The organism is Bacillus altitudinis, from assembly GCF_001191605.1.
Classification (GTDB): domain Bacteria; phylum Bacillota; class Bacilli; order Bacillales; family Bacillaceae; genus Bacillus; species Bacillus altitudinis.
The window spans coordinates 775,945-799,759 of the sequence record NZ_CP009108.1 but is presented as its reverse complement, the minus strand read 5'-3'; the positions used below and the strand labels follow the sequence as shown (position 1 = coordinate 799,759).

The window sequence follows — 23,815 nt, the reverse complement described above, 5'->3', positions numbered from 1 at the left end:
GCCGCTCCATTTGGGGTGGCTTTTTCATTTATTCAACTGAAAAAGAGGAGGCTTTTTTTATGACATTTTCAACCCAATTAAGGCAAGAAGCAGAACCATTATTTGAAGCGATTTATCAGCATCCGTTTGTGAGAGGACTCGCAGCAGGAGAACTCGAAAAGGAACAGATCATTCATTATGTCAAACAGGATGCAGAATATTTAAATGCCTTTATTAAAATTTATGCGGCAGCCATTAGCAGATGTACAGACAGAGAGGACATTACCTTTTTCCATCAACAAATGGCTTTTGTCCTTGATAGTGAGACACATCCTCATCAAAACCTTTGCCGGGTGGCAGGTGTCGCTTATGATGAACTGCAAGGTGCATCTTTGGCGCCAAGTGCTCATCACTATATTCATCACATGCTGCAAGTCGCCGAGGAAGGGACGCTAGGAGAAATCATTGCGGTTTTGCTCCCTTGCCCTTGGACCTATTGGGAAATAGGCAAACGAATGCTCAGAGATGTAGAGCCCGATCCTGCCCATCCATTCTATGAGTGGATCACGTTTTATGGCGGGTTAACGGACTCTGTTACAGTGGAGCTTTGCAAACGGCTTGATCAGTGGGCAGAAGAAGCAAGTGAGAAGGAAAAGAAGAAAATGAAACAGCACTTCATCTTAAGCTGTCAGCTTGAGTATAAATTCTGGGACATGGCCTTTACTGTCGAAGAGTGGCCTGTCCAAATGGAGGTGCATTCTTCATGACATGGAAGATGAAAGAAGTCGTTCTTGCTGTCATTTTATCTGTGGCATGCGGAGTCATCTATTTAGGGTGGTCGACTCTTTATTTACCGATTACAGCCCTTGTCGGTCCAGCAGGAGGCAACATCATGTTCGGAATTTGGGTCATTGCCAGTCCAATCGTTGCTTACATTATCCAAAAGCCTGGCGCTGCCCTCATCGCAGAAACAGCTGCCGCCGCCGTGGAATTACTGACAGGCAGCCACTTCGGTCTTTCTGCGCTTTTGATTGGTGTGTGCCAAGGACTTGGAGCAGAAATCGCCTTCGTTCTATTTGGCTATAAGCGATATCGCATGTGGACACTCATGTTGTCTGGTGCCTTTGCAGCAGTCGGGGCAATGGCATATAGCCTCATTGCCAATGGATTCGGCTATTACACGCCTCAAGTGTTACTCATGACACTTGTCACTCAAGTCATCAGCGGTATGTTACTCGGCGGTTGCTTGGCAAAGGTTGTGGTGGATGCTTTATCTAAAACAGGTGTGCTGAATCAATATGCCATCATGAAAGAAAAACGAAGTAAGGGTGACCAGCATGGATTCATTTCTCGCGTGCAGTAATCTCACTGTCCGTTTTTATGAACAGCCGAATCCCGTTCTTCATCAAGTATCTCTTTCTATTCAAAAGGGGGAAAAGGTGCTGATATTAGGACCAAGTGGAAGCGGGAAATCTACGCTGATTTCTGTGCTTGCTGGCATTATTCCAGAGCATATGGAAGCTGAAGTACAGGGAGAAGTGATGCGGCAAAGGCATACTGGTGTCATGTTTCAAGACCCAGATTCGCAGTTTTGTATGCACCGAGTCAATGAAGAAATTGCGTTTAGCTTAGAGAATCGATCTGTCCCTCGAGAACAAATGGATGATATGATTCAGCATCTCATGAAAAAAGTACAGCTAGATGTCGACCCAAATACAGATATTCATACCTTATCTGGCGGAATGAAGCAGCGGTTGGCGCTTGCTTGTTTACTAGCATTAGAGCCAGATGTCCTGTTCTTTGATGAACCGACTGCACAGCTTGACCCAGCAGGAAGAATGGAGATATTTCAATTGCTTCAGCAGCTTTCAGCTGAACAGAATCAGACGATGATTTTTGTGGAGCATGTGTTAGACGGTGTCATCGAGTGGATGGATCGGGTGATCTTATTAGATCATCAAGGCCGTATCATAGCAGATGGAACGCCAAAAGACGTGATGAACACATTTGAGGGAGAAATGAAAGAAGCCGGCATTTGGCGTCCGAAAATATTTCCCGAGAAATGGTCCACTGTCGTACAAAATCCGTTTCATCCATTGAGTCAAACACTCTTGCAAACCTTTGAGGCGAGAAAAGTACGGCATGAGAAAGTGTCATCAACAGATCGAGAGACAATCATTCGCACAGATCATTTACAACTAAGCTACGGAAAAAAAAGCATTATAGATGACCTGCATCTGGATATAAAAGCAGGAGATTGGGTTGCGATCATCGGTGAAAATGGAAGCGGAAAAAGTACGTTTCTTAAACATGTCATACGTTTAGAACCAATAAAGAAAGGTCACATTTTCTTAAAAGGAAAACACCTGAAAAAGTGGTCTGACCGAACATTATATGAAAAATCAGGCTTTGTATTTCAAAATCCAGAACTTCAATTTATACAGGACACAGTGTTTGATGAAATCGCATTTGGTGGGAGACAGCGAAATTGGCCAGAGTCTGTGGTGCAAGAAAAAACGAATCAGCTATTGGCAGAGTTCGGCCTAGAGAAGCATAGAGACGTGCATCCTTTCACCTTAAGTTTAGGACAAAAAAGAAGATTAAGTGTTGCCACGATGCTTCTTTTTGATCAGGATGTTCTCATTTTAGATGAGCCGACCTTCGGGCAGGATGAGAAAACGGCGAGGGAGTTAATCCGGCGTTTAAAAGAACGGCAACGACAAGGCACCACCATTATCATGGTCACACATGATATGGAACTCGTTGATGAGTGCGCTGATCAGGTGCTTGTTTTTCATCAAGGGGAGCATGTATATGATGGTTCGCCTTTTGATTTATTTTCTCATCAGGAACTTGTCACTTCGTGTGAGCTGAGAGTGCCGTTACATTATCGCTATATGGCTGAAAGAAAGGAAGTGATGACGATTGCAAAGTAATCACTCCTTTCTATCCACTGTAAATCCAGTCATGAAATTACTCGCCCATCTCCTTGCGATGTGCTGTCTGATGGCGATTTCTGATCCTAAAACGACGTTCATCATCTGGCTGTTTGCACTAGGAATTGGACTTGTCCTAGGCGGCTGGAATTTGAAATACCTCATCACCAGACTTGTACCTTATCTGCTCTTTTTCATTCTCGTGTTTTGGATGATGGCGGCCTTTGGCAAGGGAGATCATACAGTTTGGAAGTGGGCATGGTTTCATATCACAGAGGAGAGTTTAAGAAATGGGCTGACCATTTCTTTTAGAATGCTTGGCTTTGTGACATTTGGTCTCCTTTTTACATCAACAACTGATTTGACGGCCTTTATGATGAGCTTAATCCATCAATGCCGAATGTCACCCAAATGGGCATATGGGATGCTGGCAGGCTTCCGGTTTATCCCGTTGTTTCAAAGTGAATTGAAGCAAATGAAGGCTGCACATAAAATTAGAGGTTACAAGCAAAAAAACAGTTGGAAAGCTTTTATACGTTATGCACTCCCCCTTTTCACGCAAGGCGTACGGAAATCTGAACGACTAGCCATTGCGATGGAAGCAAGAGGCTTCACAGGGACGAGGGAGAGAACATATTATCATGTCATCAGCACTTCATGGATCGACTGCATGTATCTTTTTTTCATCGTCATCAGTGTGTTGATATGCATGTTCTTTTTTTAAAAACAGCCACATTCTCTTGATAGAATGTGGCTGTTTTATATGTCTTAGGTCATTTGGTTGATATTAGTACACATTGCAGGCTGTAATAGATCATATAAAGAACCGATAAAGAGAGTGTACTGAGAAAAAGAGAGGATGAACGTGAGCGAATGTCACAGAGAATTGATAACATAATAGACGCTTTACCAATCGTTGGACTAGCTATGAGAGAGCAGCTAACCTTTTCTGTATTAGGGAAAGAGAAGGTTCTTTATTATCAGCAGCACGGGAACATTGACTTAGGGTTTAAAGCAGGGGACGTTGTAGCTCCCGGGTTCCAAAACTTTTCGATGTTGAAAAATGGGAGAGAGCCATCATTTATCCAGATTCCTAAAGAGGTGTACGGAATTCCTATGGACATCGTCGCCGTCCCGATTAAAGATGACAATGGTCAAGTAATCGCTGCCTTCTGTGTAGCATATGACCAAACGAATCAACAACGATTAGAACACATTATGACGGAAAGTAACGATGCTTCCGAAAAACTGGTCGCGATGGTACAGCAAGTGGCTGCACATTCAGAGGAACTACAAGCGACAAGTGAACAAATTCTACAAAATACAAAAACCACTGTCGAAAATTCCTCTAAAATCAATCAAGTGTCTAATCTCATCAAAGGTATCTCTGATCAAACGAACTTACTTGGACTCAATGCATCCATTGAGGCTGCAAGAGTCGGTGAAGCAGGTGCAGGCTTTGGGGTGGTTGCTACGGAAGTGAGAAAGCTGTCTACTCACGCGAAGCAAGCAACGACTGATATTGAAACAGCGCTAAAAGATGTGCAAGGCTCTATCAAAGGAATGGAAGAAGAAATAGCACAAATCGTGGCTTCATCTGAACATCAAGCAGAACTCGTTGGCACTTTCACAAAAATTATTGAGGGGCTGCACGAAACGAACGAAACGATGAAAACATTGGCAACAGACTTAGTGAATTATCAAGTGAAATAAATAAACGAATCACAAAACCTCCAGCCGTATCGGAGGTTTTTTTAACGTGTTGAAGTGAGTTTTTTGTCATGATATTGACGGGTTTTTCACTGACAGGGAAGTTACACTTCTGTATGATAGAAAAAGAGAGACCTGTTTTGATCATTAGACCTATTCATAAGGAGGAAGACCATCTTGACACAATCAGCAAAGCTGCAAGAAGTACTTGCGCCTTACCGTCCATTGCTAGATCAAACTGAAAAACCACTGATTCAATTACAGATAAAACAAGGAAAAACAGGACCATATGACAGCAAAATATCAGGTGATCCTTATTTCCCAAAAAACGACGAATATCCCGTTGATGGAGAAGGCCATCCTATGAAGCTGCTGGCACAAATCAATTTCGGCCAGCTGCCAAAGCTGAAAGATTACCCAGAAACAGGACTTTTGCAAGTGTTTATTTCTGTACATGATGATCTTTATGGGATGAATATTGACCATAAAACAGAGCAAAAAGATTTTCGGATCAAATTTATTGAGGAACCTTTCTTAGCTGAAGAAGACTTATTGACTGATTTTTCATTCGTGAAAATTCCTGACGATTTTTATTTTCCAGTTACGAAGGAAGGCGCGATTACAGGTGAATTATCAAGCGAAACGATCAGTGTAGAAGATTTCCGCTTTGAAAAAGTCACAGGAAAGCGAAGCTGGGATCTATTCGAAGATGCTGTTGGTATTGATGGTGATGAAGCAGATCAATTGCTAGATGAATTTTATGAGACAGCAAGTGGTTTTGGCCATAAAGTTGGCGGATACCCAGGTTTTACACAAGAAGACCCGCGTACCTATGTAGACCAAGAACATAGTGTGCTATTATTGCAAATTGACTCAGATGATGAAGTGGACATGTTATGGGGAGATTGCGGCATTGCTAACTTTTTTATCAAACCAGAAGACCTCAAACGAAAACATTTCGAAAATGTCGTCTATAACTGGGATTGCTCCTAATTTTGTAAAAAACACTCTTTTTGAAGAGTGTTTTTTGTCTATTTTTAGCCTTTTTGCCCCTAAATCGTCATTTCTGAGAGGTAATATGTCATTCTTTCTAGTTGACCGTATCAAAAAAAAATGTAAAATCATCTTAAAGTCCTCTTTTTTGAAAATAATAATAAAATGACATATCAATCAACAATGAAATGCTCGAAAAAGCGGAATGTACTGGGGGGGATCAATTGATCATTTCGAAAGTAATCAACAATAATGTGGTCAGTGCGTATGATGACGAGCAGCATGAGCTGGTCATTATGGGTAGAGGGATTGCGTTTCAAAAGAAAAGCGGAGACCCGATTGACGAAGAACGTATTGAAAAAGTATTTTCCATTCAAAATAAAGATATATCAGAAAAATTCAAAACCCTGCTTTATGATATTCCGATCGAGTATATGCAAGTGTGTGAGGCAATTATCGATTACGCGAGAACGACCCTTAACAAAAATTTAAATGACAGCATCTATGTCACATTAACGGATCATATTACCTTTGCTATTGAACGTCATCAAAAAGGAATGGACATAAAAAATGCCTTGCTTTGGGAAATCAAACGGCTGTACAAAGAGGAATTCATGTGTGGTGTAGAAGCGATTCGGATCATACAGGACAAGCTCAACATCCATCTTCCCGAGGATGAAGCAGGCTTTATTGCGATGCATATTGTCAATGCAGAACTGAATGAGGAAATGCCGAATGTCATTCAAATTACAAAACTGATTCAAGATATTTTGAACATCGTAAAGTATCATTTCCAAATTGATTTGGACGAAGAATCATTAAATTATTTCCGTTTTGTCACGCATTTGAAGTTTTTTGGACAGCGTCTGTTTAACGAAACACAAATGGAAAATCAAAATGAGTTTCTGTATGAAGTGGTAAAGGAAAAAAATACAGCCGCTTTTCAATGTGCGGAGAAAATTAATGACTATGTTCAAAAAGAATACAACCGAAGTCTCATAGAAGATGAGATGTTATACTTAACTTTGCACATCGATCGAGTCATAAAAAGAAAATAAATCAAAAAGAAAGCGTTGACATATCAAAATTAACATGCTAATTTATAACTATAAACTCAATAACCCACAATCTTTTAGGATTGTTACTGGTCAAGCAGGCAAAACCTAAATCATTGTCCCTATCTTTGATAAGGCATGATTTAGGTTTTTTTGTATCTAAAGGCTTATAAAATTGAATAACGATCAATCGCTATGAAGGATTGTTACTGGTTAAGCAGGCAAAACCTAAATATCGATTAATGTCTGAATCGCTATTTTTCGGGCATTAATGGATGTTTAGGTTTTTTCTATATCAAGATGAAATCAACGATTGGAGGGTAACACAATGAACCACAAACAAACAGCAAAAGAAGTTCTAGAGCTTGTCGGCGGTGAAAAGAATGTTAAGCATGTCACGCACTGTATGACAAGGCTCCGCTTCAACTTATACGATGAAAGCAAAGCGGATAAAGAGAAGCTGCAATCAACAGACGGCGTCATGGGCGTGAATCAAAGCGGCGGTCAATACCATGTCATTATTGGCAACGACGTATCAAACGTCTTTCAAGCAATGATTGCTGATTCTGGGTTATCAACAGATGTAAAGTCAGGCGATTCAGAAGAAGCATCAAAACAAAATGTGATTTCAAAGCTTTTCGATTTTATCTCTGGTGTCTTCACACCGATTCTTCCAGCCATCGCTGGAGCTGGTATGATCAAAGGGATCTTGGCATTAATGCTGACGTTCCAATGGATCTCAGATAAAAGCAGCACATATGCGATTTTAACAGCTATCGGAGACGGAGCCTTTTACTTCTTACCGATTCTGCTTGCTGTAAGCGTAGCCAAGAAAATTGGCACAAATCAGTATATCGCCGCTGCCATTGCAGCAGCCGCACTGCACCCGCAGTTAACTGCTTTACTAGGTGCAGGAAATACAGAATTTCTAGGCTTGCCAGTGGTTGCCGTTGTGTACTCTTCATCGGTGATTCCAATTCTACTCACTATCTGGCTCGGCTCATATGTTGAAAGATTCGCAGAAAAATATAGTCCGAAATCACTAAAAATCATTCTTGTTCCAACAGTTACACTTCTTGTCGTGGTACCAATTATGCTCATCGCGGTTGGACCGCTTGGTGGGATTATCGGAAATGGCCTTTCAGGTGGAATTGATTTATTGTTCAAACATGCAGGTATTTTGGCCGGACTCTTAATCGGTGGCTTTATGTCACCATTGATCATTACGGGCATGCACTATGCACTACTTCCAATCATGATCAACAACATTACATTAAACGGTTTTGACTTCATTCTTCCAATGATGTTTGTAGCGAATATGGCACAAGCAGGCGCAGCATTCGGTGTCTTCTTAAGATCAAAAAACAAAACATTCAAATCATTGGCGATGTCTACAAGTATCACTGCATTAATGGGTATTACTGAACCTGCTATGTATGGTGTGAACATGCGATTGAAAAAACCGTTCCTTGCAGCCCTCATTGGTGCAGCAGCAGGCGGCGTGTTCATGTCCATCTTCAAAGTAAAGTCGTATGTGATATCTGGATCAGCAGGTCTCCCAGGTCTCCCAACGTTCATTGGACCGACATTTGTTTACTCCATCATTGGATTAGTGATCGGCTTTGTTGTAGCAACCATCATGACACTTGTTCTAGGATTCAAAGATGTACCAGTGAAAGATGATACAAAAGCAGACAAACCAGAAGAAAAGAAAGACACAGTAGCGCTTCAAAATGAATTGGTACAAAGCCCGCTTGAAGGTCAACTAAAGCCGCTCAATCAAGTAAATGATGCAACATTCTCTAATGAAATCATGGGTAAAGGAACAGCCATTGTCCCAACAGTTGGACGTGTAGTAGCACCGTTCAATGGCAAGGTTGAAACCATTTTCCAAACAAAACATGCCATTGGTTTAAAGAGTGATCAAGGCACAGAGCTTCTCATCCATGTGGGGATTGATACAGTAAAACTTGGCGGTAAACATTTCACAAGTCATGTAGAGTCAGGTGATCTTGTTCAAGCAGGAGATGTGCTCGTTGAATTTGATATCGAGGGCATTCAGCAAGAAGGCTATGATGTAACAACGCCAATTATCGTCACCAACACAAATGATTATGCACAAGTTGATGCGAAAACAGATGGGGCGATTACAGTAAAAGAGACATTGCTTACAGTCAGTGTAGAAGAAAATGAGGAGGGCATTCAACATGACCAATTTAGAAAAAACATTTCCTAAAGGTTTCTTATGGGGCGGCGCAGTAGCCGCCAACCAAATTGAAGGCGCTTATAACAAAGATGGAAAAGGCTTATCCACAGCGGATGTATCACCACACGGTATTATGCACCCATTCGATGAATCAATGAAAGACCTTAACTTATATCATGATGCGATCGACTTCTATCATCGCTACAAAGAAGATATTGCCCTGTTTGCAGAAATGGGATTCAAGTGCTTCAGACTATCCATTTCTTGGCCACGTATTTTCCCAAATGGCGACGATGCGGAACCGAATGAAGCAGGCCTCGCTTTCTATGAAAAAGTATTTGATGAACTGCATAAGCATGGAATTGAGCCAGTTGTCACGATCTCTCACTATGAAATGCCGCTTGCACTTGTGAAAAACTATGGCGGATGGAGAAACCGTAAGCTTGTGGGTCTTTATGAAACATACGCTAAAACATTGTTCACTCGCTTTAAAGATAAAGTGAAATATTGGATGACTTTTAATGAAATCAACGTTGTGTTACATGCTCCTTTCACAGGGGGTGGCCTTGTATTTGAAGAAGGCGAAGACGAGAAGAGCATTCAATATCAAGCAGCGCATCATCAGTTTGTTGCAAGTGCTCTAGCTGTTAAAGCAGGACACGAAATCATTCCAGATGCGAAAATCGGTTGTATGATTGCAGCGATGACCACATATCCGTACAGCTCAAGACCTGAAGATATGTTTGCTGCGATTGATCAAGATCGTAAAACATTGTTCTTCTCAGATGTACAGGCAAGAGGCTATTACCCTGGATACATGAAACGTTATTTCCTGGAAAATAACATCAACATTGAATTCCAAGACGGTGACGAAGACATTCTAAGAAACCATACAGTCGACTATATCGGCTTCAGCTATTATATGAGTTTTGTGACAAGTACAGATCCAGAGGTTCTTGGACAAGTGACTGGTGGTAACCTATTTGAAGGCGTGAAAAACCCTTATCTAGAAGCAAGTGATTGGGGCTGGCAAATTGATCCAAAAGGACTTCGTACAACACTAAACCAACTATATGACCGCTACCAAAAACCATTGTTTATCGTAGAAAATGGATTGGGTGCTGTGGATCAAGTAGAAGAAGACGGCTCCATTCAAGACGATTACCGAATTGATTACCTCAGAAGTCATTTGCTTGAGGCAAGAGAAGCGATCGCAGACGGCGTTGATATGATCGGCTACACAAGCTGGGGCCCAATTGATCTTGTCAGTGCATCAACAGCTGAAATGAAAAAACGCTACGGCTTCATTTATGTCGACCGCGACAATGAAGGCAACGGTACATTAGATCGAAAGAAAAAGAAAAGCTTTGATTGGTATAAACAAGTGATTGCGACAAATGGAAAGCATTTAGACGCATAAAAATTATATAAAAACAAAACCACTCAACTACATGAGTGGTTTTGTTTTTTACGGTTTAAAGTTATTAATATAGTTTAAAGTAATGACTAGAATATTTATTAACAACCATTATTGATGTATGATATTGTAAACAAGTACTGTGTATATAATGGTAAATTAGCATGTATAGTTAGTCGTTTAATGGTGGTATCTTCCGTTTTGTGTGAGTCTTTTTTAATAGAATCTTGATGGAGGAAAATAGAAGCTTCTCAATGTGGCTTAGGTTATTACACATTTAAAGGAAGTTACGATTTTGAATTAGGTGTTTATGGAAATCACACACTTAATTTATTTAGAGGGGATTGAGATGGCAAGTGAACTTAGATAATAAGGAAGATGCGTCGATTTTAAAGGTCGACCACCTTGGTTTTCAATATGGGAATGCAACCATCTTAAAAAATTTGTCTTTACATATTCAAGGCTCTGGCCTTTATGCCCTTCATGGAGAAAGTGGTAGTGGGAAGACGACATTTATTAATATTATTGCATTGATTCAAAAACCGAGTACTGGGAAGATGACGTTGTTCAATCAGCCCATTGATTTTACAAATCAAGAACAGATTGATAATTACCGCAAAAAAATCGCCTATTTTTTTCAGGATTTGAACTTGATTGAGTCTTTAACTGTCAGAGAAAATCTACACGTTATCTCATTAATTAACGAACAAGAAATCTCAAATGAAAGATTAGTGGAACAGGCTGCGAAGCTCAAAATGAGCGAGAAAATTGATGTCACAGTGAGCAACTTATCAGGGGGAGAAAGGCAGCGCGCGGCTTTTTTGAAAATCATGCTGTTTGATTATTCATTGATTCTATTAGATGAACCAACAAATAACCTTGATAAAGATAATATTCAGATGATGCTTGGTATGTTATCTGAATTGAAGAAAACGAGGACCATTTTAGTCGTTACACATTCTGATACCGTAGTGCAACATGCTGATGTCGTCCTTCGATTTGAAGACTTGAATAAAAAGGACCAATCCATATGAAAACAACATTCGTCTTTGAGTATTTAAAAAAGAAACATCGACCGACCCTGAGAAAATTAGCTGTTTTGAATTTTGTTTTACTGATGTTAATCTTTTTCTCCATATTTACTATCTTGATTTCTGCCGATAATATTTATAAAAACGTATTGACTAATGATCGTCTATCAATGGTTTTAATTAATGGATATTCGAAAACTGGTGAGTATCAGTACGATACAGATAAAATTAAGCGTATGCCGAATGTCAAAGACATTGTCTATGAATATGACGTCTCGTTATCTATTGAAGCAAATGGAGAAACGGATATATTGTCGGCTTTATCATTCAATCCGACAACAAAAGAGACTGTGAGTTATGAAGGAGATCTAAAAGAAAACACTATCCTGCTTCCAGAAAGATTTAAAGGTAAAAAAATAAAAGTTTTTGATGGTGAAGTGGAACCATTAAAAGCGAATATTGATTACTACAAAGGAGAAGGGAACTATTTCTTAAAAGATTACAGTTACTTATCACCTGATCTGTATAAAAAGCTAAGTAATCAAATTAAGATTGGTGAGAACTACGATGGTGTTAGAACACTCATTGTTAATTTAAATAAAACCGAGGATATTTATGAATTTGTGAACCAGTTTGATCGAATGTTTGATGAAGAAGATGTTTTTGTATACTATCAAGCGCAAGGGCTAGAGAAACTAGTTGCTAATTCAAAATTGTCATTTTTACTGCTTGTCGTATTTCAGATCATTTTATTTGTGGTGATTACTTTTATTTATCGAGGTCAGATGCATACACTGATTAGTATTTTGAATCGAGATTTGTTGTCCTTGTATTTAAATGGGATGTCATCAAAGGATATGATCAAGCAATTCTATCGTAGTATAGATAAGATGAACCTAAAAGTGTATATTGTTGCGTTACTATTCATTGCTGTCTTGGGTGCTTTCCTGCTAGGACAATTACCGGGAGAGATCATTCTATGGATTGGTGGAACAGCTGTTGGACTTCTACTTGTCTTGGTTCTATTAAATAAATGGTTTGTGCGATACATTATCACAAAACGTATGAAGAAAGAACTGTCACAAGAAAATATCGTATCAAGATTACGTAACTAAAAAAGAACTGCTAATTGGCAGTTCTTTTTTTAACAACTAGGCTTTGAGAGCTTAGAACTAGATGTGTTATTTCCACACTTGATCCGCAATCTCAATCACATGACGCAGCTTTTCCCATTGCTGCTCTTCTGTTAACAAATTGCCTTCCTCTGTTGAGGCGAATCCGCATTGTGGGCTCAAACAGATTTGGTTGATGTCCACATATTGAGCCGCTTCCTCGATTCGTCTTTTGATCTGATCGACGGGTTCAAGTTCTCCGTACTTTGAAGTGACAAGACCTAGTACGATTTGAAGGTTTGGATTTTTCACATAACGCAGGGGTTCAAATCCACCAGAACGGTCATCGTCGAATTCTAAGAAGAGACCATCCAAATCGAGACCCGCAAAAATCGTTTCTGCCGCTGCCTCATAACCACCTTCGGCTGCCCAAGTTGATTTAAAGTTACCACGGCAAATGTGCATGGTGATCACTAAATCATCTGGTCGATCGGCAACCGCTTCATTGATTGTTTTCGCAAACGATTCACGCAGTTCATCTTCCTCGCGGCCAAAAGCTTTGATTTGTTCATGTCCTTTTTCAGAAAAGAACACAGCCCAAGCTGTATCATCTAGCTGTAAGTAACGGCAGCCTGCATCATAAAAAGCACGGATGGCTTTTTTATAAGCTTGTGCCACGTCATGGTGAAAATCATCTAAGCTGTCGTACACACCTTCTTCAAGCTTTCCACGGAAAAAGAGCATATTCGGACTTGGAATCGTCATTTTAGCCGTATGATCACCCGCGATGCTGTGAAGGAAGCGATAATCCTCTAGCATTGGATGATCAGTAAAATCAATCTTACCTGTTACTTTGATGCCTCTCGCTTTTGTCGTCGTATTGTGGAATTGAATGCCTTGGTCTGCTTCAAATCCTTCGACCCCATCAAGCCCTTCTAGAAAGTCAAAATGCCACCATGCACGTCTGAATTCTCCATCTGTGACAACCTCTAATCCAATTTCTTTTTGCTTCTCTACAATACGAGTGATTTCTTCGTTTTCAATTTGTCTGAGCTGTTCTGCTGTCAGTGTACCGTCTGCCTTTTGCTTACGTGCTTCTTTGATGCGTTCAGAACGAAGTAAACTCCCTACTTGATCTGCGCGAAATGGCGGCTTTGTTGTTTTCTTACCAATGGTTTGTACTTGTGTCATGCTGAATCCCTTCTTTCTTCAGGTTATAAATCAAATAAAAAAGCTCTTCCTTGGATAAGGAAGAGCATCATATACTGTGAGATCTCTGCCTTATCTTCAAACAAGCATCAGCTTGCTTAAGGAATTAGCACCATTCTGTTCCTAGGAACAGCGGTTGCCGGGTTTCACAGGGCCAGTCCCTCCACCACTCTTAATAAGGTTACCTTTGATTCAATTTTCTTAATAAACACAATTATTCAATCTTTTCGAGAAAAAGTCAATGGTTTTTCCTATTTATTTTCCTACATAAACAAATCAGCGACGAGAACACCGGCTAATCCAACAAGTGATAGAACAGTCACCATCAATGTCCAAGTTTTAAAAGTTTGAGCCATCGACAAATTAAAGTATTCTTTGTAAATCCAGAAACCTGCATCATTCACATGAGAGAATGTTATACTGCCGGCGCCTGTTGCAATCACCATTAGTTCGGGGCTAACTCCCGTCAAACCAATTAGCGGTGCAGAAATGCCAGCTGCTGTGAGACCCGCGACAGTTGCTGACCCTAAAGAGACACGAAGGACAGCTGCAATCAGCCAAGTGAGGAGCAGAGGAGACAGTGTGCTTCCTTGCATAATCCCTGCAATGTATTGATCAACACCGCTGTCAATGAGCACCTGTTTAAAGGCGCCGCCGCCTGCAATGATCAATAAAATCATCGCAATGGAGCCAATTGAATCTGTAATCGACTTCATGACGTCCTGCATGCTCTTTCCTCTGCCAAGACCAAATGTGTAGATGGCAAGCAGCACAGAGATTAATAGGGCAATCGCCGGCTCGCCTAAAAACTCAGCTGCCGGTAGCAGCGGGGAGGACGGGAAGAAAATTTCTAAACATGCTCTGAATGTCATGAGCAATACAGGTAAAATAGCGGTGAAAATACTAATGCCGAAGCTTGGCATTTCCTCTTCTGTAAATTCCTTTGGATTAAACAAGTCCTTTGGAATGTGTGCATGCAGTTGGTCTTTCTTAAATAGTTTCGTAAACAGAAGTCCGCCTACTAAAACAGCAGGAATGGCTAAAATAATTCCAACCAATAAGGTTTGTCCCATGTTGGCTTGAAATACATTGGCAATGGCTGTCGGCCCTGGGTGAGGAGGGAGGAAGCCATGTGTTGTAATGAGTGCAGCGACGAGCGGCATTCCCACATACAACACAGGAAGTCTTGCGGCTTGAGCAATGGTAAAGACTAATGGAATAAGAATAATGAATCCGGTTTCATAAAATAGAGCAATTCCGATAACAAATCCAGTCAGCATCGTCGCCCATTGGATTTTCCCGATACCAAAGCGGTCGATGAGTGTCATGGCAATACGCTGAGCACCGCCAGAATCAGCCATCAATTTACCAAGCATCGCTCCAAAGCCAAGAACCAACGCCAGATGGCCGAGTGTACTTCCAAGCCCTTTTTCGACTGAAGCAATCGCTTCAAGTGGTGACATGCCTTCTAAAACGGCAACGATTAAAGAGACAATAATCAACGAAATGAAAGCGTTTAACTTAAAGACAACCATGAGTAAAAGTAATAACAAAACGCCAAGTCCGATAAAAACTAACGACATGATCTTTCCTCCTTTGTGCTGCATAAGGGAGCGTGAACGCCCCCTCTGCTTTATCCTTCAAGTATGTCTACTGCTTCTTTTAACGTATCCTTTGAGCCAACATTTCCCGGGAAAATCACATAAGACATAAATGGGAATTTGCTTTCTTCTCCTGTTTGCCAAACGGGAATACCTGGTTTGATTTGACCTGCGACGGTCGCACGTTTGACGCTGAGTCCTCTTGTTCCAATATCGCTAGAGGTGATTCCACCTTTGGCAATGAGGTACTTAGGGCGAATGGAGAGGCGCTGAACAATGCTTGTCACAGCATCACTAATCTGAACAGACAGTTTCAATTCTTCCTCTTGACGATCATCCCCAAGATCAAGCCGTTCTCTCCTTGTATAAACAGCAACCGATTGCCCGGTTGTTAAAAGCCGTTCAGTTTGTTGAATCACGCGGTCAATTTCCTCTTGAAATGCTTCAGGTTCTAACACGAGGTGTGTATCAAATTCAATAAATGCGATGTCTTTATTTTGCTGTAGCGCTCGCAATTGTTCGGTTGTTTTTTTGACATGGGAACCGACCATGATGAGGCCACCGTGCGTGCTTTCTTCCTGTATTAAGTCTTGTCTAGTTAATAGTGCTTGATCCTCAACACCGCCAAGCACTTTTGTGAGAGCTGCCGCACTTCTAAATAGAAAGTGCTGACCTGCTTTGATGGCATCTATGAGGGCAATGACAAAGACTTTGACATCGTCATAGTCTACTGCATTTACAACCACTTTTTGAAAATCCTTCACGGTCATCAGCTGATCCTTGATTTGTTCAATACGTAAAGCCCGGATATCTTCTAAAGAAATATAAGTAGTGTTTTCCTTAGTGAACGATCCGTTTGATTTCTCTTCGATCCATTCTCCTAGGTGAGAAGATTGAAATCCGAATGTACGATCCAATGCAAATTCTGTGTCACCAGCAGGAATTAATTCGTGACCTTCCTGTACGTAGTGAATATTGCCAATCGTAAAGCGGCCGCCTTCTTTAAAAAAGGGAAGAAGGATTTCGCCGTCAAATTGGCGGGAGCTTTGCTGTTCAATGGTCGTTCTGAGAATTTCAGTCTCTAGCGGGAAGTGTCCACGCAGGGTGGAGTCTCCCCGGCTGACAATGATGAAATCTTGATCAAGCCGTTCAGCCGTTTTCACAATCGTTGATGAGATCGTTTCATGAAGAACCGCCGTTTCTTTCTCTGTCATACTGCGAGAGTTGGTTAAGATAAAGAACATACGGCTGTCTTCAAGAAAACCAGCTTCAATGCTTTTCTCTGACCAATCGGTGAAAACAGAGACGCCGTGTACGGTTTGAATGCCTGTTGGGTCATCGTCTAATACAATCACTTTATGGTGAAAATGGTTTAGTGCTTGTTCATATGCTGATTGAATGCGGTCTGAATCCGCTTTCGGAATGGCATTTAGTAACTCAATGCTTTGTTTCATAGAACCTCATCCTTTCTTCACTTCAACATGAGCCATTTTTTCGTAATATTGAACGATTCCGCCGTGATCAAGTCCAGACTTTCCGTCCGCTTTGAGGGCGTGGAAGATTTCCAGCAGCTGACTAGAAAGCGGGAGAGGAACGCCGATATCGTGGGCAGTTTCCATGACATTGGTTAAATCCTTTAAGTTGATGTCAATACGTCCGCCAGGCTCAAAGTTTCGTTCTAAAATGAGAGGAACCTTCGCATCGAGTACAGCACTTCCTGCCAGTCCACCTCGGATGGCTTCATACATTTTATCAATCGCAATGCCAGACTTAGCGGCAAGGACGAGTGCCTCGGACATGGCAGCGATATTTAAGTTGACGATGATTTGATTCGCAAGCTTTGCGGTTGTCCCGCTTCCATTTGAACCAACTAATACGACATCTGTGCCCATGGCATAGAGGACATCCTTTACTTGTTCAAAGATCTCTTTTTCTCCGCCCGCCATAATCGCAAGTGTCCCGTCTACCGCCTTTGGCTCTCCGCCACTGACAGGAGCATCGATAAATTCGACCTGATGCTGTTTTGCCAGTGCCGCTAATGCTCTAGAAGTAACAGGTGAAATAGAGCTCATATCTATAATGATCGTGCCAGGTTTTGCTGTAGCCAATATGCCTTGTTCACCTGCTACGACTGCTTCTACATGCTCACCTTTTGGAAGCATCGTGATGATGATATCGCTTTCAGATGCTGCCTCAGCAGCTGATGCAGCGGCATTTGCGCCCACTTCTTTTAATGCTAGAACAGCTTCTGTATGAATATCGAAAACAGTCACAGTATGACCGGCTTTTAATAGATTGAGTGCCATAGGTTTCCCCATAATGCCTAATCCAATGAATCCAATTTGTTTTGCCATTTTGTCCGCCTCCTATTTAGAAACCCCTTACAAAAAGCGCTTTCTTTTCTTTTTGTTAGTATATATACTATCGATTTAAATTAATAGTAGGAAATAAACTATTGTTCATTTAATGTACATGACGAAATAGGAATGTGTCAACGGAAAATATGAGAAAAGTCACAAAAAAAAGACCGGAAACAGCTCCGGTCTATGGTCGATTATGTTTTATTTTTAGCTACAGCTAATCGAGATCGTTTGACGTTGTCGATTGCATTTGATCCTAATTCTAAAACAGCTGTGACGTACAAAACATCAATAATCACAAGCTGATTAATACGAGAAATCATTGAGTCAGAACGATAGGTTGTTTCTCTCGATGAACTGAGCAGATGAAAGTCGGATTTCTTGGCGAGCTCTGATTTCGGATAGCTCGTAATCGAGGCGACCGTTGCACCTTTTTCCTTTGCAAATTGCACGGCATCAAGGATTTCTCTACTTTCCCCTGAATGTGAGATCGCGACGATAAAATCATGTTCCGTTGCATGTGTTGCAATCATATTCATCATATGAGGATCACTGCATAGACTCACTTCAAAGCCAAGCTGGAGAAACTTATGATAGGCATCTCCGGCAATAAAACTGGAGGCACCTGCTCCAAAGAAGACTGTTTTATGTGCCTGTTTCATTTGCTCAATAAATTGTGTCACAGCTTGGTCTTCTAAAATATGTTTCATATCCTGAATAGAGTTGGTTGTTAACTCTATGACCTTATGTTTAATATCTACGACACTATCAGATGCTTCGATCTCACCGTATATGGATTGAGGTGTATTGGTCGCAATATCCTGCGCGACATGGACACGAAACACTTGATAGGACTCATAGCCAATTTTTCGCAGAAAACGAAAGATCGTCGTTTCACTTGTGTTGCATTCAGCAGCGAGTGCACTAATCGAATGAAGCACAACTTTCTGAGGGTTTTGTAAAATGTAATTGGCAATCTTTTTCTGGGTAGGGGACAAACTATGAAATGTTGTCCGGATATGACTAAAAATATTCTCTTCTATGATAAACACCACACTTCATCTAACATTCTATCTTAAGCATACAGGAACTTATGAAAACGGTAAACAAACCTCACATGAAAAATAAAGAATAATATGGAAGAAAACACTTCTTTTGGTTCTTTTGTCATGGTATACTCAATTGGTAATAGACAAAAATGGGGGTTTTTACTATGACAATGAAAAAAGGCCTAACGATCAGCCTGCTCATTTTTTCGCTGATTGTTTCATTGTTTGCGCCAGTTGGATCTGCGGATGCCAAACAAGTGAAAAAAGCAAAAGTAAGTACACACTATTATAAAAAGAAAAAAACGTTTAAATATGCACAGGTGAAAAACCTTAGTAAAGCGCATATGAAAACCATCAATCGTGATTTAAAAGATGATATTGCATTCTCTTATTCTACGTACTTGTTCTTAAAGGAGGAAGCGAAAAAGGAAGGCTACGGGAAGGTCACGTATGAGAGAACGTATGAAACGAAATTTAACAATGGTAAGAAACTGAGTATCTTAAACTATGATTACATGTATAACGGTGGAGCGCATGGGGATACGATGGTTACGAGCATGAACTATGTGTTAACAAAGAAAAAAACAAAGCAACTGTACTTTACAGATGTGGTAAAAACAAAGAAAAAGCGTACAAAAGTAAGAGATTATATCTATAACTACACAAAGAAGCATAAAAGTAAATTCTATGCGAATCTGAAAAAAAGCGATATTCAAATTGGCTACGACACGCAGTACTACTTCACGAAAAAGGGAATCGCTGTTGTCTTCCAGCCATATGAAATTTCACCGTACTATGTAGGAATTCCTATGATTCAAGTACCTGCGAAGGTGTATAAATAAACAAGAGAAACGGCCATGAATTTGGTCGTTTTTTTATACATAAAAAGAGCCCCTGATGATGAGGCTCTTCTTTTACATTTATACTTGTTTGGGTGCATCGTTTAGTGGGTGACGGCGTTTGCCGTTGTAGTGGCGGCGCATACGAAAGATTTCAAACTCCGAAAGCTCTGCGCTTTTTCGTTTTTGGGTGCGGTTATCTTTTTTGAAAGAGAATAGTAAGTAGCAGCAAAGTGAAGCGATAATCAATAAAATCATCATATGACATTCCTCCAATTCATCCTATTCTTTAAGTGTAGACAGGGTGAGTGATGTTTATAACTGAAAATAGTGAGCAAATAGCGTTTAGTTCTAAAGATTTATTCTTGCTTCTTTTTTAGGTCTAAAATACTGGTTGTTTTTAACTATTATATTTCCAGTTATTTCACTCGTCAAGAAGAATTTTTCTGGGGTTGTCTCTATTAGTACGATTAAGTGTCATAAAAGTTTCAGAAAATTGTAAACTTTTATTAAAAAACCGTTCCCGAACAGGAACGGTTGTAAACATGTTTATGCTTTTTCTTCAAATAAACGTGCTATTTCCACGATCACTTCTGATGCTTTCAGCATGTTCTCTACAGAGATGAATTCATATTTACCGTGGAAGTTTTCCCCGCCAGTAAAGATGTTTGGCGTTGGAAGTCCTTTATATGAAAGCTGTGAGCCATCTGTACCGCCGCGGATTGGTTCAATGACAGGTGTCACTGAGCGGTTTTCCATGGCTTCATGAGCGATGTCTACGATATGTTTGACTGGCTCAATTTTTTCTTTCATATTGTAATATTGATCCTGAATGCTAAGGGTGATGCTGTTTTCGCCGTAGACCGCTTTTAAGTCGCTTGCGATTTTTTCAAATAGTGCTTTGCGCTTGTTGAATTTCTCTTTATCAAAATCACGAATAATATATTGCAGCTCTGCTTCTTCTACTTCTCCTACAAATCTTGTGAGATGGAAAAAGCCTTCGTATCCTTCTGTGTATTCTGGAGATTCATCTGAAGGAAGTTTGTTGTGAAAGAGCATGCCGATCTTTGCAGCACTGACCATTTTGTCTTTTGCTGTCCCTGGATGGACGTTGTTTCCTTTAATTGATACTTTTGCACCTGCGGCGTTGAAGCTTTCATATTGAAGCTCTCCTAGCGGGCCGCCGTCAATCGTATAAGCATAAGAAGCGCCAAAGGCATCAACATCGAATTTGTGAGGTCCTCTGCCGATCTCTTCATCTGGTGTGAAGGCGACACGAATTTTTCCATGTTTGATTTCTGGATGCTCAATCAGGTAATGCATGGCGGTCATAATTTCTGCGATACCAGCTTTGTTATCTGCACCGAGCAGGGTCGTGCCATCAGTCGTGATGAGCGTATGTCCTTGGTATTTTTGTAAATTTGGAAACTGTGCTGGAGATAATACGATATGTAGATCTTCGTTTAACGTGATGTCCCCGCCTTGATAGTTCTCGTGAATCTGCGGTTTCACGTTCTTGCCAGTGAAGTCAGTGGCTGTGTCGATATGAGCCAGGAAGCCAATGGTTGGCACTTCTTTGTCTGTGTTAGATGGGATCGTGCCCATGACATAACCGTTTTCATCCATTGTCACTTCTTGAATGCCGATGGATTTCATCTCTTCAACTAGCTGCCTTGCTAGGTTCAGCTGTCCTTCAGTGGATGGGCAGCTCTCTATGTCTGCATCAGACTGTGTATCCACTTTTACATAACTTGTGAATCGCTGGATCATTTCCTCTTTCATCAATACGTCACTCCTTTTGTAGAATATGTTCATTTTATCATGTCTTGAATGCGCTTCATAACAAGAAAGGCTTTCTCTGACAATTAGAGAGGAAAAAGACCTACTTTTATTTTGCGATGTGCTGAATGGTTCTTTAGGGTGATTTTTTTGGGTGTCTTTTTATTTATAATGAGGACATATAAAATCATCCATTTGTACGTTAATTTGGGAGAAAGGGGTGCGAAAGTTGGATTCTAGTCAAACACTTGCACTCGCTCAAAAGTTCCAAGAAGCCGCTGATGGCATTCGGCAGTCGAAGCAGCTACTTGAGAATCGGCTGAAGGCAGTTGGATCAGGCTGGCAAGGGGAAGCAAGAGATAAATTTGATCAAAGCTTTGAGGAAACAGTGACACGCTATGATCAATTTGAAAAGGACTTGCTTGAAACAAGTCAGGAACTGCGGGATGCTGCTGTCAAAATCGAGGAACGTAAAGCTGAAATCGCCAGAATGGAAGAGCTTGAGCGAAAAAGGCGAGAAGAACGGAGAGAAAGAAACCGAGAAGGGAGATGATGTGATGGCGCGTGACATTGTAGTAGATCCAGATCAGCTGACAGGGCTGGCGAATGATTTTGTAGGAGAGCTTTCGGCCATCGAAACAAAGCACCACGATTTACATAGTGAACTGGATGGCCTCATCCTAGGCTGTGATCCCCGTTATCGAAGCTGTTTTTCTGGAGTAGGAGATGCGTGGGGTTCTGGACAAGCCTTAATGAGCAAATTGAGCAGTGACGACATTGCTATTCGTCATGCAACGGATAAAATGGTCGAAGCTGATGATATTTTAAGGAAAATGTACAGTTTGTATGATCAATATGGTACACTCACGAGCTTAGCTGGTATTGTGATGATGCAGGCGAAATACTATGGGCTTGGCATGACAACCTTTATCAAAGAAAATGGCCGCTATGCTGCGCAACATTCAAAGCTCCTTCTTGATGTGACCGGACGGGTAGAAGGAACGAGATTTGACCGGCTGGCAAGGATTTGGCTGAGCAAAAAAGAATTATTAAAACGATCGAATTGGTCGATGGCTGACCTGGTCCATAAGAAATTTACGAAATTTTATCCTAGCGATACAGTTGCGTTCACGAACAGTGTACGTGATTTCACAAAAGGAAGTATCAATTGGAAGGACACAGCTGGCATCAAGTCTGTTCTGAAAAATGGTGCAAGGTTTGCGAAAGGAAATGCCATCATTGCAACGGTCGTCACGGGTGCAACAGAAACGGTTGGCTGCGGTCTGAAAATTGCGGAGAACTATGCGGAATTTGGGGATCAGCCAGAAGTTCTCAAGCGTGAAAATGCAAAGGCTGTTGGAAATGCAGTGAATAATACGGTCTTTATTGCAGGCGGATCTGTTGCAGGTGCCGTTGTGGGCGGCGCTCTTGGAAGCTTTGCAGGACCGATTGGAACAGTGGTTGGCGGTGCGATAGGATCAGCAGTAGGTGGCTTTATTGGTGAAAAAGTCGCCAAGCTTACTTCTGGTTTTGCAGAACAGGTCGCAGTGAAATTAAAAGACCCAATTCATGCGGTTGTCGATAAAGGAAAAAAAGCATTTGAACTGGCAGGTCAAGGTGTTAAAGCAGTCAATGACACCATTGATCAAGCAAATCAGGTGATACATAAAGGAATAGAAAAAACAAAAGAAACCGCAGATTCGCTGTTGAAAGGTGCAGGTGATTTCTTGAAGGGCGCATTTTCTTTTGGATAAGGAGAGATCAAGTTGGATCAGCTAAGTCTAAGTATCGAGGAACTCATCTTTAGTTTTTACAGTGAAGGCTATTTTGAGCAAGGGATGTCTTTAAAGGAAGCCTATTATCCAGATGTAGAGGATGAACGTCTTGGATTTTTATTTGAAATTGCATGCCGCTCTTTGCTGGCAAAAGACGTGCTGGAATTTCGAAATAGACAATACCGTTATAAAGAAGAATACCGGCATTTCATTCAAGCCATGAATGATGCATCACATACCGTGAAAGCTTCAAGGTTTGGTGCATTAGATGAAGAGGTCAGTACGTCCTTTCATACGACTCAGGCAGGTGTGTATTCACACCATACGCTTTATGATCAACAAGTGCATCAGATTCACAAACTAAAAGACGATCAGCAGACTGTGGAGCAAGTGACAACCTTTTTGAACATACACATGAGTGAACACCTCACACCAGTCATCAATTTGCAGGCGGAAGAATTTGAACTGCTGTTAGAACAAGCCAGTCAAGGGAATGAGGATTGCCCTTCTTTTCTAAATAAAGCAGAGAACCAAGAGCTTGTGCGGGCATTTGCTTCTGATGTAAGGGTTAGAAAAGGAAAAATGGATTCTTTGATGAAGGTCACTTATGATAAAAATAATACGCCGGATGTAGAGTCTATGATATTTGTTATTCCGGGGCAGAAGCATTCTTGGCTAGTGTCGGGCATGAAGGAAAATGAATTTCGGATAGAAACGGCTCATAGAGACGGATTACGTTCTATATTCTAATGGAGAAAAGGAGA

The 23,815-nt window shown here is 41.0% G+C and carries 22 protein-coding genes and 1 riboswitch; of the genes, 15 read left to right on the top strand and 7 right to left on the bottom strand.

Translation table 11 applies throughout. The features are described from left to right. The first annotated feature begins 59 nt into the window (after nucleotides 1-59). The 11 genes from tenA to ID12_RS03995 all read left to right on the top strand — a co-directional run bounded on the left by tenA (nucleotide 60) and on the right by ID12_RS03995 (nucleotide 12,442). Nucleotides 60-746 (top strand): thiaminase II, encoded by a 687-nt coding sequence (gene tenA / locus ID12_RS04045; RefSeq protein WP_048001186.1) that lies wholly within the window; start codon nucleotides 60-62, stop codon nucleotides 744-746. Further along, nucleotides 743-1,342 (top strand): ECF transporter S component, encoded by a 600-nt coding sequence (locus ID12_RS04040; RefSeq protein WP_035702599.1) that lies wholly within the window; start codon nucleotides 743-745, stop codon nucleotides 1,340-1,342. The genes tenA and ID12_RS04040 overlap by 4 nt, the downstream gene beginning before the upstream one ends. Continuing rightward, nucleotides 1,317-2,915 carry an ABC transporter ATP-binding protein gene (locus tag ID12_RS04035; protein ID WP_050826754.1) on the top strand — a complete coding sequence of 533 codons (1,599 nt, stop codon included), beginning with the start codon at nucleotides 1,317-1,319 and terminating at the stop codon, nucleotides 2,913-2,915. The genes ID12_RS04040 and ID12_RS04035 overlap by 26 nt, the downstream gene beginning before the upstream one ends. Beyond that, on the top strand, nucleotides 2,905-3,639 hold the full coding sequence (locus ID12_RS04030; protein ID WP_045033732.1) for an energy-coupling factor transporter transmembrane component T family protein: 735 nt from the start codon (nucleotides 2,905-2,907) through the stop codon (nucleotides 3,637-3,639). Before ID12_RS04035 ends, ID12_RS04030 begins: the two co-directional genes overlap by 11 nt. Nucleotides 3,640-3,788: 149 nt before the next feature. Further along, entirely contained in the window at nucleotides 3,789-4,628 is an 840-nt protein-coding gene (locus ID12_RS04025; protein WP_008345693.1) for a methyl-accepting chemotaxis protein, read from the top strand. 174 nt (nucleotides 4,629-4,802) lie between these two features. After that, entirely contained in the window at nucleotides 4,803-5,618 is an 816-nt protein-coding gene (locus ID12_RS04020; RefSeq protein WP_008345690.1) for a YwqG family protein, read from the top strand. A gap of 224 nt (nucleotides 5,619-5,842) precedes the next feature. Beyond that, nucleotides 5,843-6,676: a BglG family transcription antiterminator LicT gene (licT, locus tag ID12_RS04015; RefSeq protein WP_017358647.1), complete on the top strand. Its 834-nt coding sequence runs from the start codon at nucleotides 5,843-5,845 to the stop codon at nucleotides 6,674-6,676. Nucleotides 6,677-7,001: 325 nt separating this feature from the next. Then, a complete protein-coding gene (locus ID12_RS04010; RefSeq protein ID WP_050826753.1) occupies nucleotides 7,002-8,909 on the top strand; it encodes a beta-glucoside-specific PTS transporter subunit IIABC in 1,908 nt (635 codons plus the stop codon). After that, the gene (locus ID12_RS04005) at nucleotides 8,881-10,299 is read left to right on the top strand and encodes an aryl-phospho-beta-d-glucosidase (RefSeq protein WP_050826752.1); all 1,419 of its coding nucleotides are present in this window, start codon (nucleotides 8,881-8,883) and stop codon (nucleotides 10,297-10,299) included. The genes ID12_RS04010 and ID12_RS04005 overlap by 29 nt, the downstream gene beginning before the upstream one ends. A 353-nt stretch (nucleotides 10,300-10,652) precedes the next feature. After that, nucleotides 10,653-11,330: an ATP-binding cassette domain-containing protein gene (locus ID12_RS04000; RefSeq protein WP_080987763.1), complete on the top strand. Its 678-nt coding sequence runs from the start codon at nucleotides 10,653-10,655 to the stop codon at nucleotides 11,328-11,330. Between the two features lie 167 nt (nucleotides 11,331-11,497). Further along, complete coding sequence (locus ID12_RS03995; RefSeq protein WP_234717164.1) at nucleotides 11,498-12,442, top strand: hypothetical protein; 945 nt, start codon at nucleotides 11,498-11,500, stop codon at nucleotides 12,440-12,442. 66 nt (nucleotides 12,443-12,508) lie between these two features. Here ID12_RS03995 and ID12_RS03990 read toward each other — a convergent pair whose 3' ends face one another. The 5 genes from ID12_RS03990 to ID12_RS03970 all read right to left on the bottom strand — a co-directional run bounded on the left by ID12_RS03990 (nucleotide 12,509) and on the right by ID12_RS03970 (nucleotide 18,661). Then, a complete protein-coding gene (locus ID12_RS03990; protein WP_025208229.1) occupies nucleotides 12,509-13,630 on the bottom strand; it encodes a 5-methyltetrahydropteroyltriglutamate--homocysteine S-methyltransferase in 1,122 nt (373 codons plus the stop codon). Between the two features lie 87 nt (nucleotides 13,631-13,717). Beyond that, nucleotides 13,718-13,830: riboswitch (SAM riboswitch) on the bottom strand. 81 nt (nucleotides 13,831-13,911) lie between these two features. Next, a complete protein-coding gene (locus tag ID12_RS03985) occupies nucleotides 13,912-15,231 on the bottom strand; it encodes a gluconate:H+ symporter (protein ID WP_008345676.1) in 1,320 nt (439 codons plus the stop codon). A gap of 50 nt (nucleotides 15,232-15,281) precedes the next feature. Then, nucleotides 15,282-16,703: a four-carbon acid sugar kinase family protein gene (locus ID12_RS03980; RefSeq protein WP_050826749.1), complete on the bottom strand. Its 1,422-nt coding sequence runs from the start codon at nucleotides 16,701-16,703 to the stop codon at nucleotides 15,282-15,284. A 6-nt stretch (nucleotides 16,704-16,709) separates the two neighbouring features. Further along, nucleotides 16,710-17,603 (bottom strand): 2-hydroxy-3-oxopropionate reductase, encoded by an 894-nt coding sequence (garR, locus tag ID12_RS03975; RefSeq protein ID WP_050826748.1) that lies wholly within the window; start codon nucleotides 17,601-17,603, stop codon nucleotides 16,710-16,712. Between the two features lie 200 nt (nucleotides 17,604-17,803). After that, complete coding sequence (locus ID12_RS03970; RefSeq protein ID WP_017358658.1) at nucleotides 17,804-18,661, bottom strand: MurR/RpiR family transcriptional regulator; 858 nt, start codon at nucleotides 18,659-18,661, stop codon at nucleotides 17,804-17,806. Nucleotides 18,662-18,822: 161 nt separating this feature from the next. Here ID12_RS03970 and ID12_RS03965 point away from each other — a divergent pair, with 161 nt between their 5' ends. Continuing rightward, nucleotides 18,823-19,500 (top strand): DUF3298 and DUF4163 domain-containing protein, encoded by a 678-nt coding sequence (locus ID12_RS03965; protein ID WP_050826746.1) that lies wholly within the window; start codon nucleotides 18,823-18,825, stop codon nucleotides 19,498-19,500. A 78-nt stretch (nucleotides 19,501-19,578) separates the two neighbouring features. Here ID12_RS03965 and ID12_RS03960 read toward each other — a convergent pair whose 3' ends face one another. After that, nucleotides 19,579-19,758, bottom strand: a complete 180-nt coding sequence (locus ID12_RS03960) for a hypothetical protein (protein WP_008345664.1) — start codon at nucleotides 19,756-19,758, stop codon at nucleotides 19,579-19,581. 288 nt (nucleotides 19,759-20,046) lie between these two features. Next, nucleotides 20,047-21,279, bottom strand: a complete 1,233-nt coding sequence (gene pepT / locus ID12_RS03955; RefSeq protein WP_050826745.1) for a peptidase T — start codon at nucleotides 21,277-21,279, stop codon at nucleotides 20,047-20,049. 226 nt (nucleotides 21,280-21,505) lie between these two features. Between pepT and ID12_RS03950 the strand changes: the two genes are divergently transcribed. From ID12_RS03950 to ID12_RS03940, 3 genes are read left to right on the top strand one after another with little or no spacing between them, the layout of a single operon-like run. Beyond that, the gene (locus ID12_RS03950) at nucleotides 21,506-21,829 is read left to right on the top strand and encodes a WXG100 family type VII secretion target (RefSeq protein ID WP_008345659.1); all 324 of its coding nucleotides are present in this window, start codon (nucleotides 21,506-21,508) and stop codon (nucleotides 21,827-21,829) included. A gap of 4 nt (nucleotides 21,830-21,833) precedes the next feature. After that, nucleotides 21,834-23,030: a DUF6861 domain-containing protein gene (locus ID12_RS03945; protein ID WP_017358662.1), complete on the top strand. Its 1,197-nt coding sequence runs from the start codon at nucleotides 21,834-21,836 to the stop codon at nucleotides 23,028-23,030. 12 nt (nucleotides 23,031-23,042) lie between these two features. Beyond that, the gene (locus tag ID12_RS03940; RefSeq protein ID WP_046344781.1) at nucleotides 23,043-23,801 is read left to right on the top strand and encodes a hypothetical protein; all 759 of its coding nucleotides are present in this window, start codon (nucleotides 23,043-23,045) and stop codon (nucleotides 23,799-23,801) included. Nucleotides 23,802-23,815: the final 14 nt, after the last annotated feature.

Coding starts and splice junctions, on each gene's coding strand:
- tenA (WP_048001186.1), top strand. CDS start 60: ATGACATTTTCAACCCAATTAAGGCAAGAAGCAGAACCATTATTTGAA.
- ID12_RS04040 (WP_035702599.1), top strand. CDS start 743: ATGACATGGAAGATGAAAGAAGTCGTTCTTGCTGTCATTTTATCTGTG.
- ID12_RS04035 (WP_050826754.1), top strand. CDS start 1,317: ATGGATTCATTTCTCGCGTGCAGTAATCTCACTGTCCGTTTTTATGAA.
- ID12_RS04025 (WP_008345693.1), top strand. CDS start 3,789: ATGTCACAGAGAATTGATAACATAATAGACGCTTTACCAATCGTTGGA.
- ID12_RS04010 (WP_050826753.1), top strand. CDS start 7,002: ATGAACCACAAACAAACAGCAAAAGAAGTTCTAGAGCTTGTCGGCGGT.
- ID12_RS04005 (WP_050826752.1), top strand. CDS start 8,881: ATGACCAATTTAGAAAAAACATTTCCTAAAGGTTTCTTATGGGGCGGC.
- ID12_RS03995 (WP_234717164.1), top strand. CDS start 11,498: ATGGTTTTAATTAATGGATATTCGAAAACTGGTGAGTATCAGTACGAT.
- ID12_RS03990 (WP_025208229.1), bottom strand. CDS start 13,630: ATGACACAAGTACAAACCATTGGTAAGAAAACAACAAAGCCGCCATTT.
- ID12_RS03985 (WP_008345676.1), bottom strand. CDS start 15,231: ATGTCGTTAGTTTTTATCGGACTTGGCGTTTTGTTATTACTTTTACTC.
- ID12_RS03980 (WP_050826749.1), bottom strand. CDS start 16,703: ATGAAACAAAGCATTGAGTTACTAAATGCCATTCCGAAAGCGGATTCA.
- garR (WP_050826748.1), bottom strand. CDS start 17,603: ATGGCAAAACAAATTGGATTCATTGGATTAGGCATTATGGGGAAACCT.
- ID12_RS03965 (WP_050826746.1), top strand. CDS start 18,823: ATGACAATGAAAAAAGGCCTAACGATCAGCCTGCTCATTTTTTCGCTG.
- ID12_RS03960 (WP_008345664.1), bottom strand. CDS start 19,758: ATGATGATTTTATTGATTATCGCTTCACTTTGCTGCTACTTACTATTC.
- pepT (WP_050826745.1), bottom strand. CDS start 21,279: ATGAAAGAGGAAATGATCCAGCGATTCACAAGTTATGTAAAAGTGGAT.
- ID12_RS03945 (WP_017358662.1), top strand. CDS start 21,834: ATGGCGCGTGACATTGTAGTAGATCCAGATCAGCTGACAGGGCTGGCG.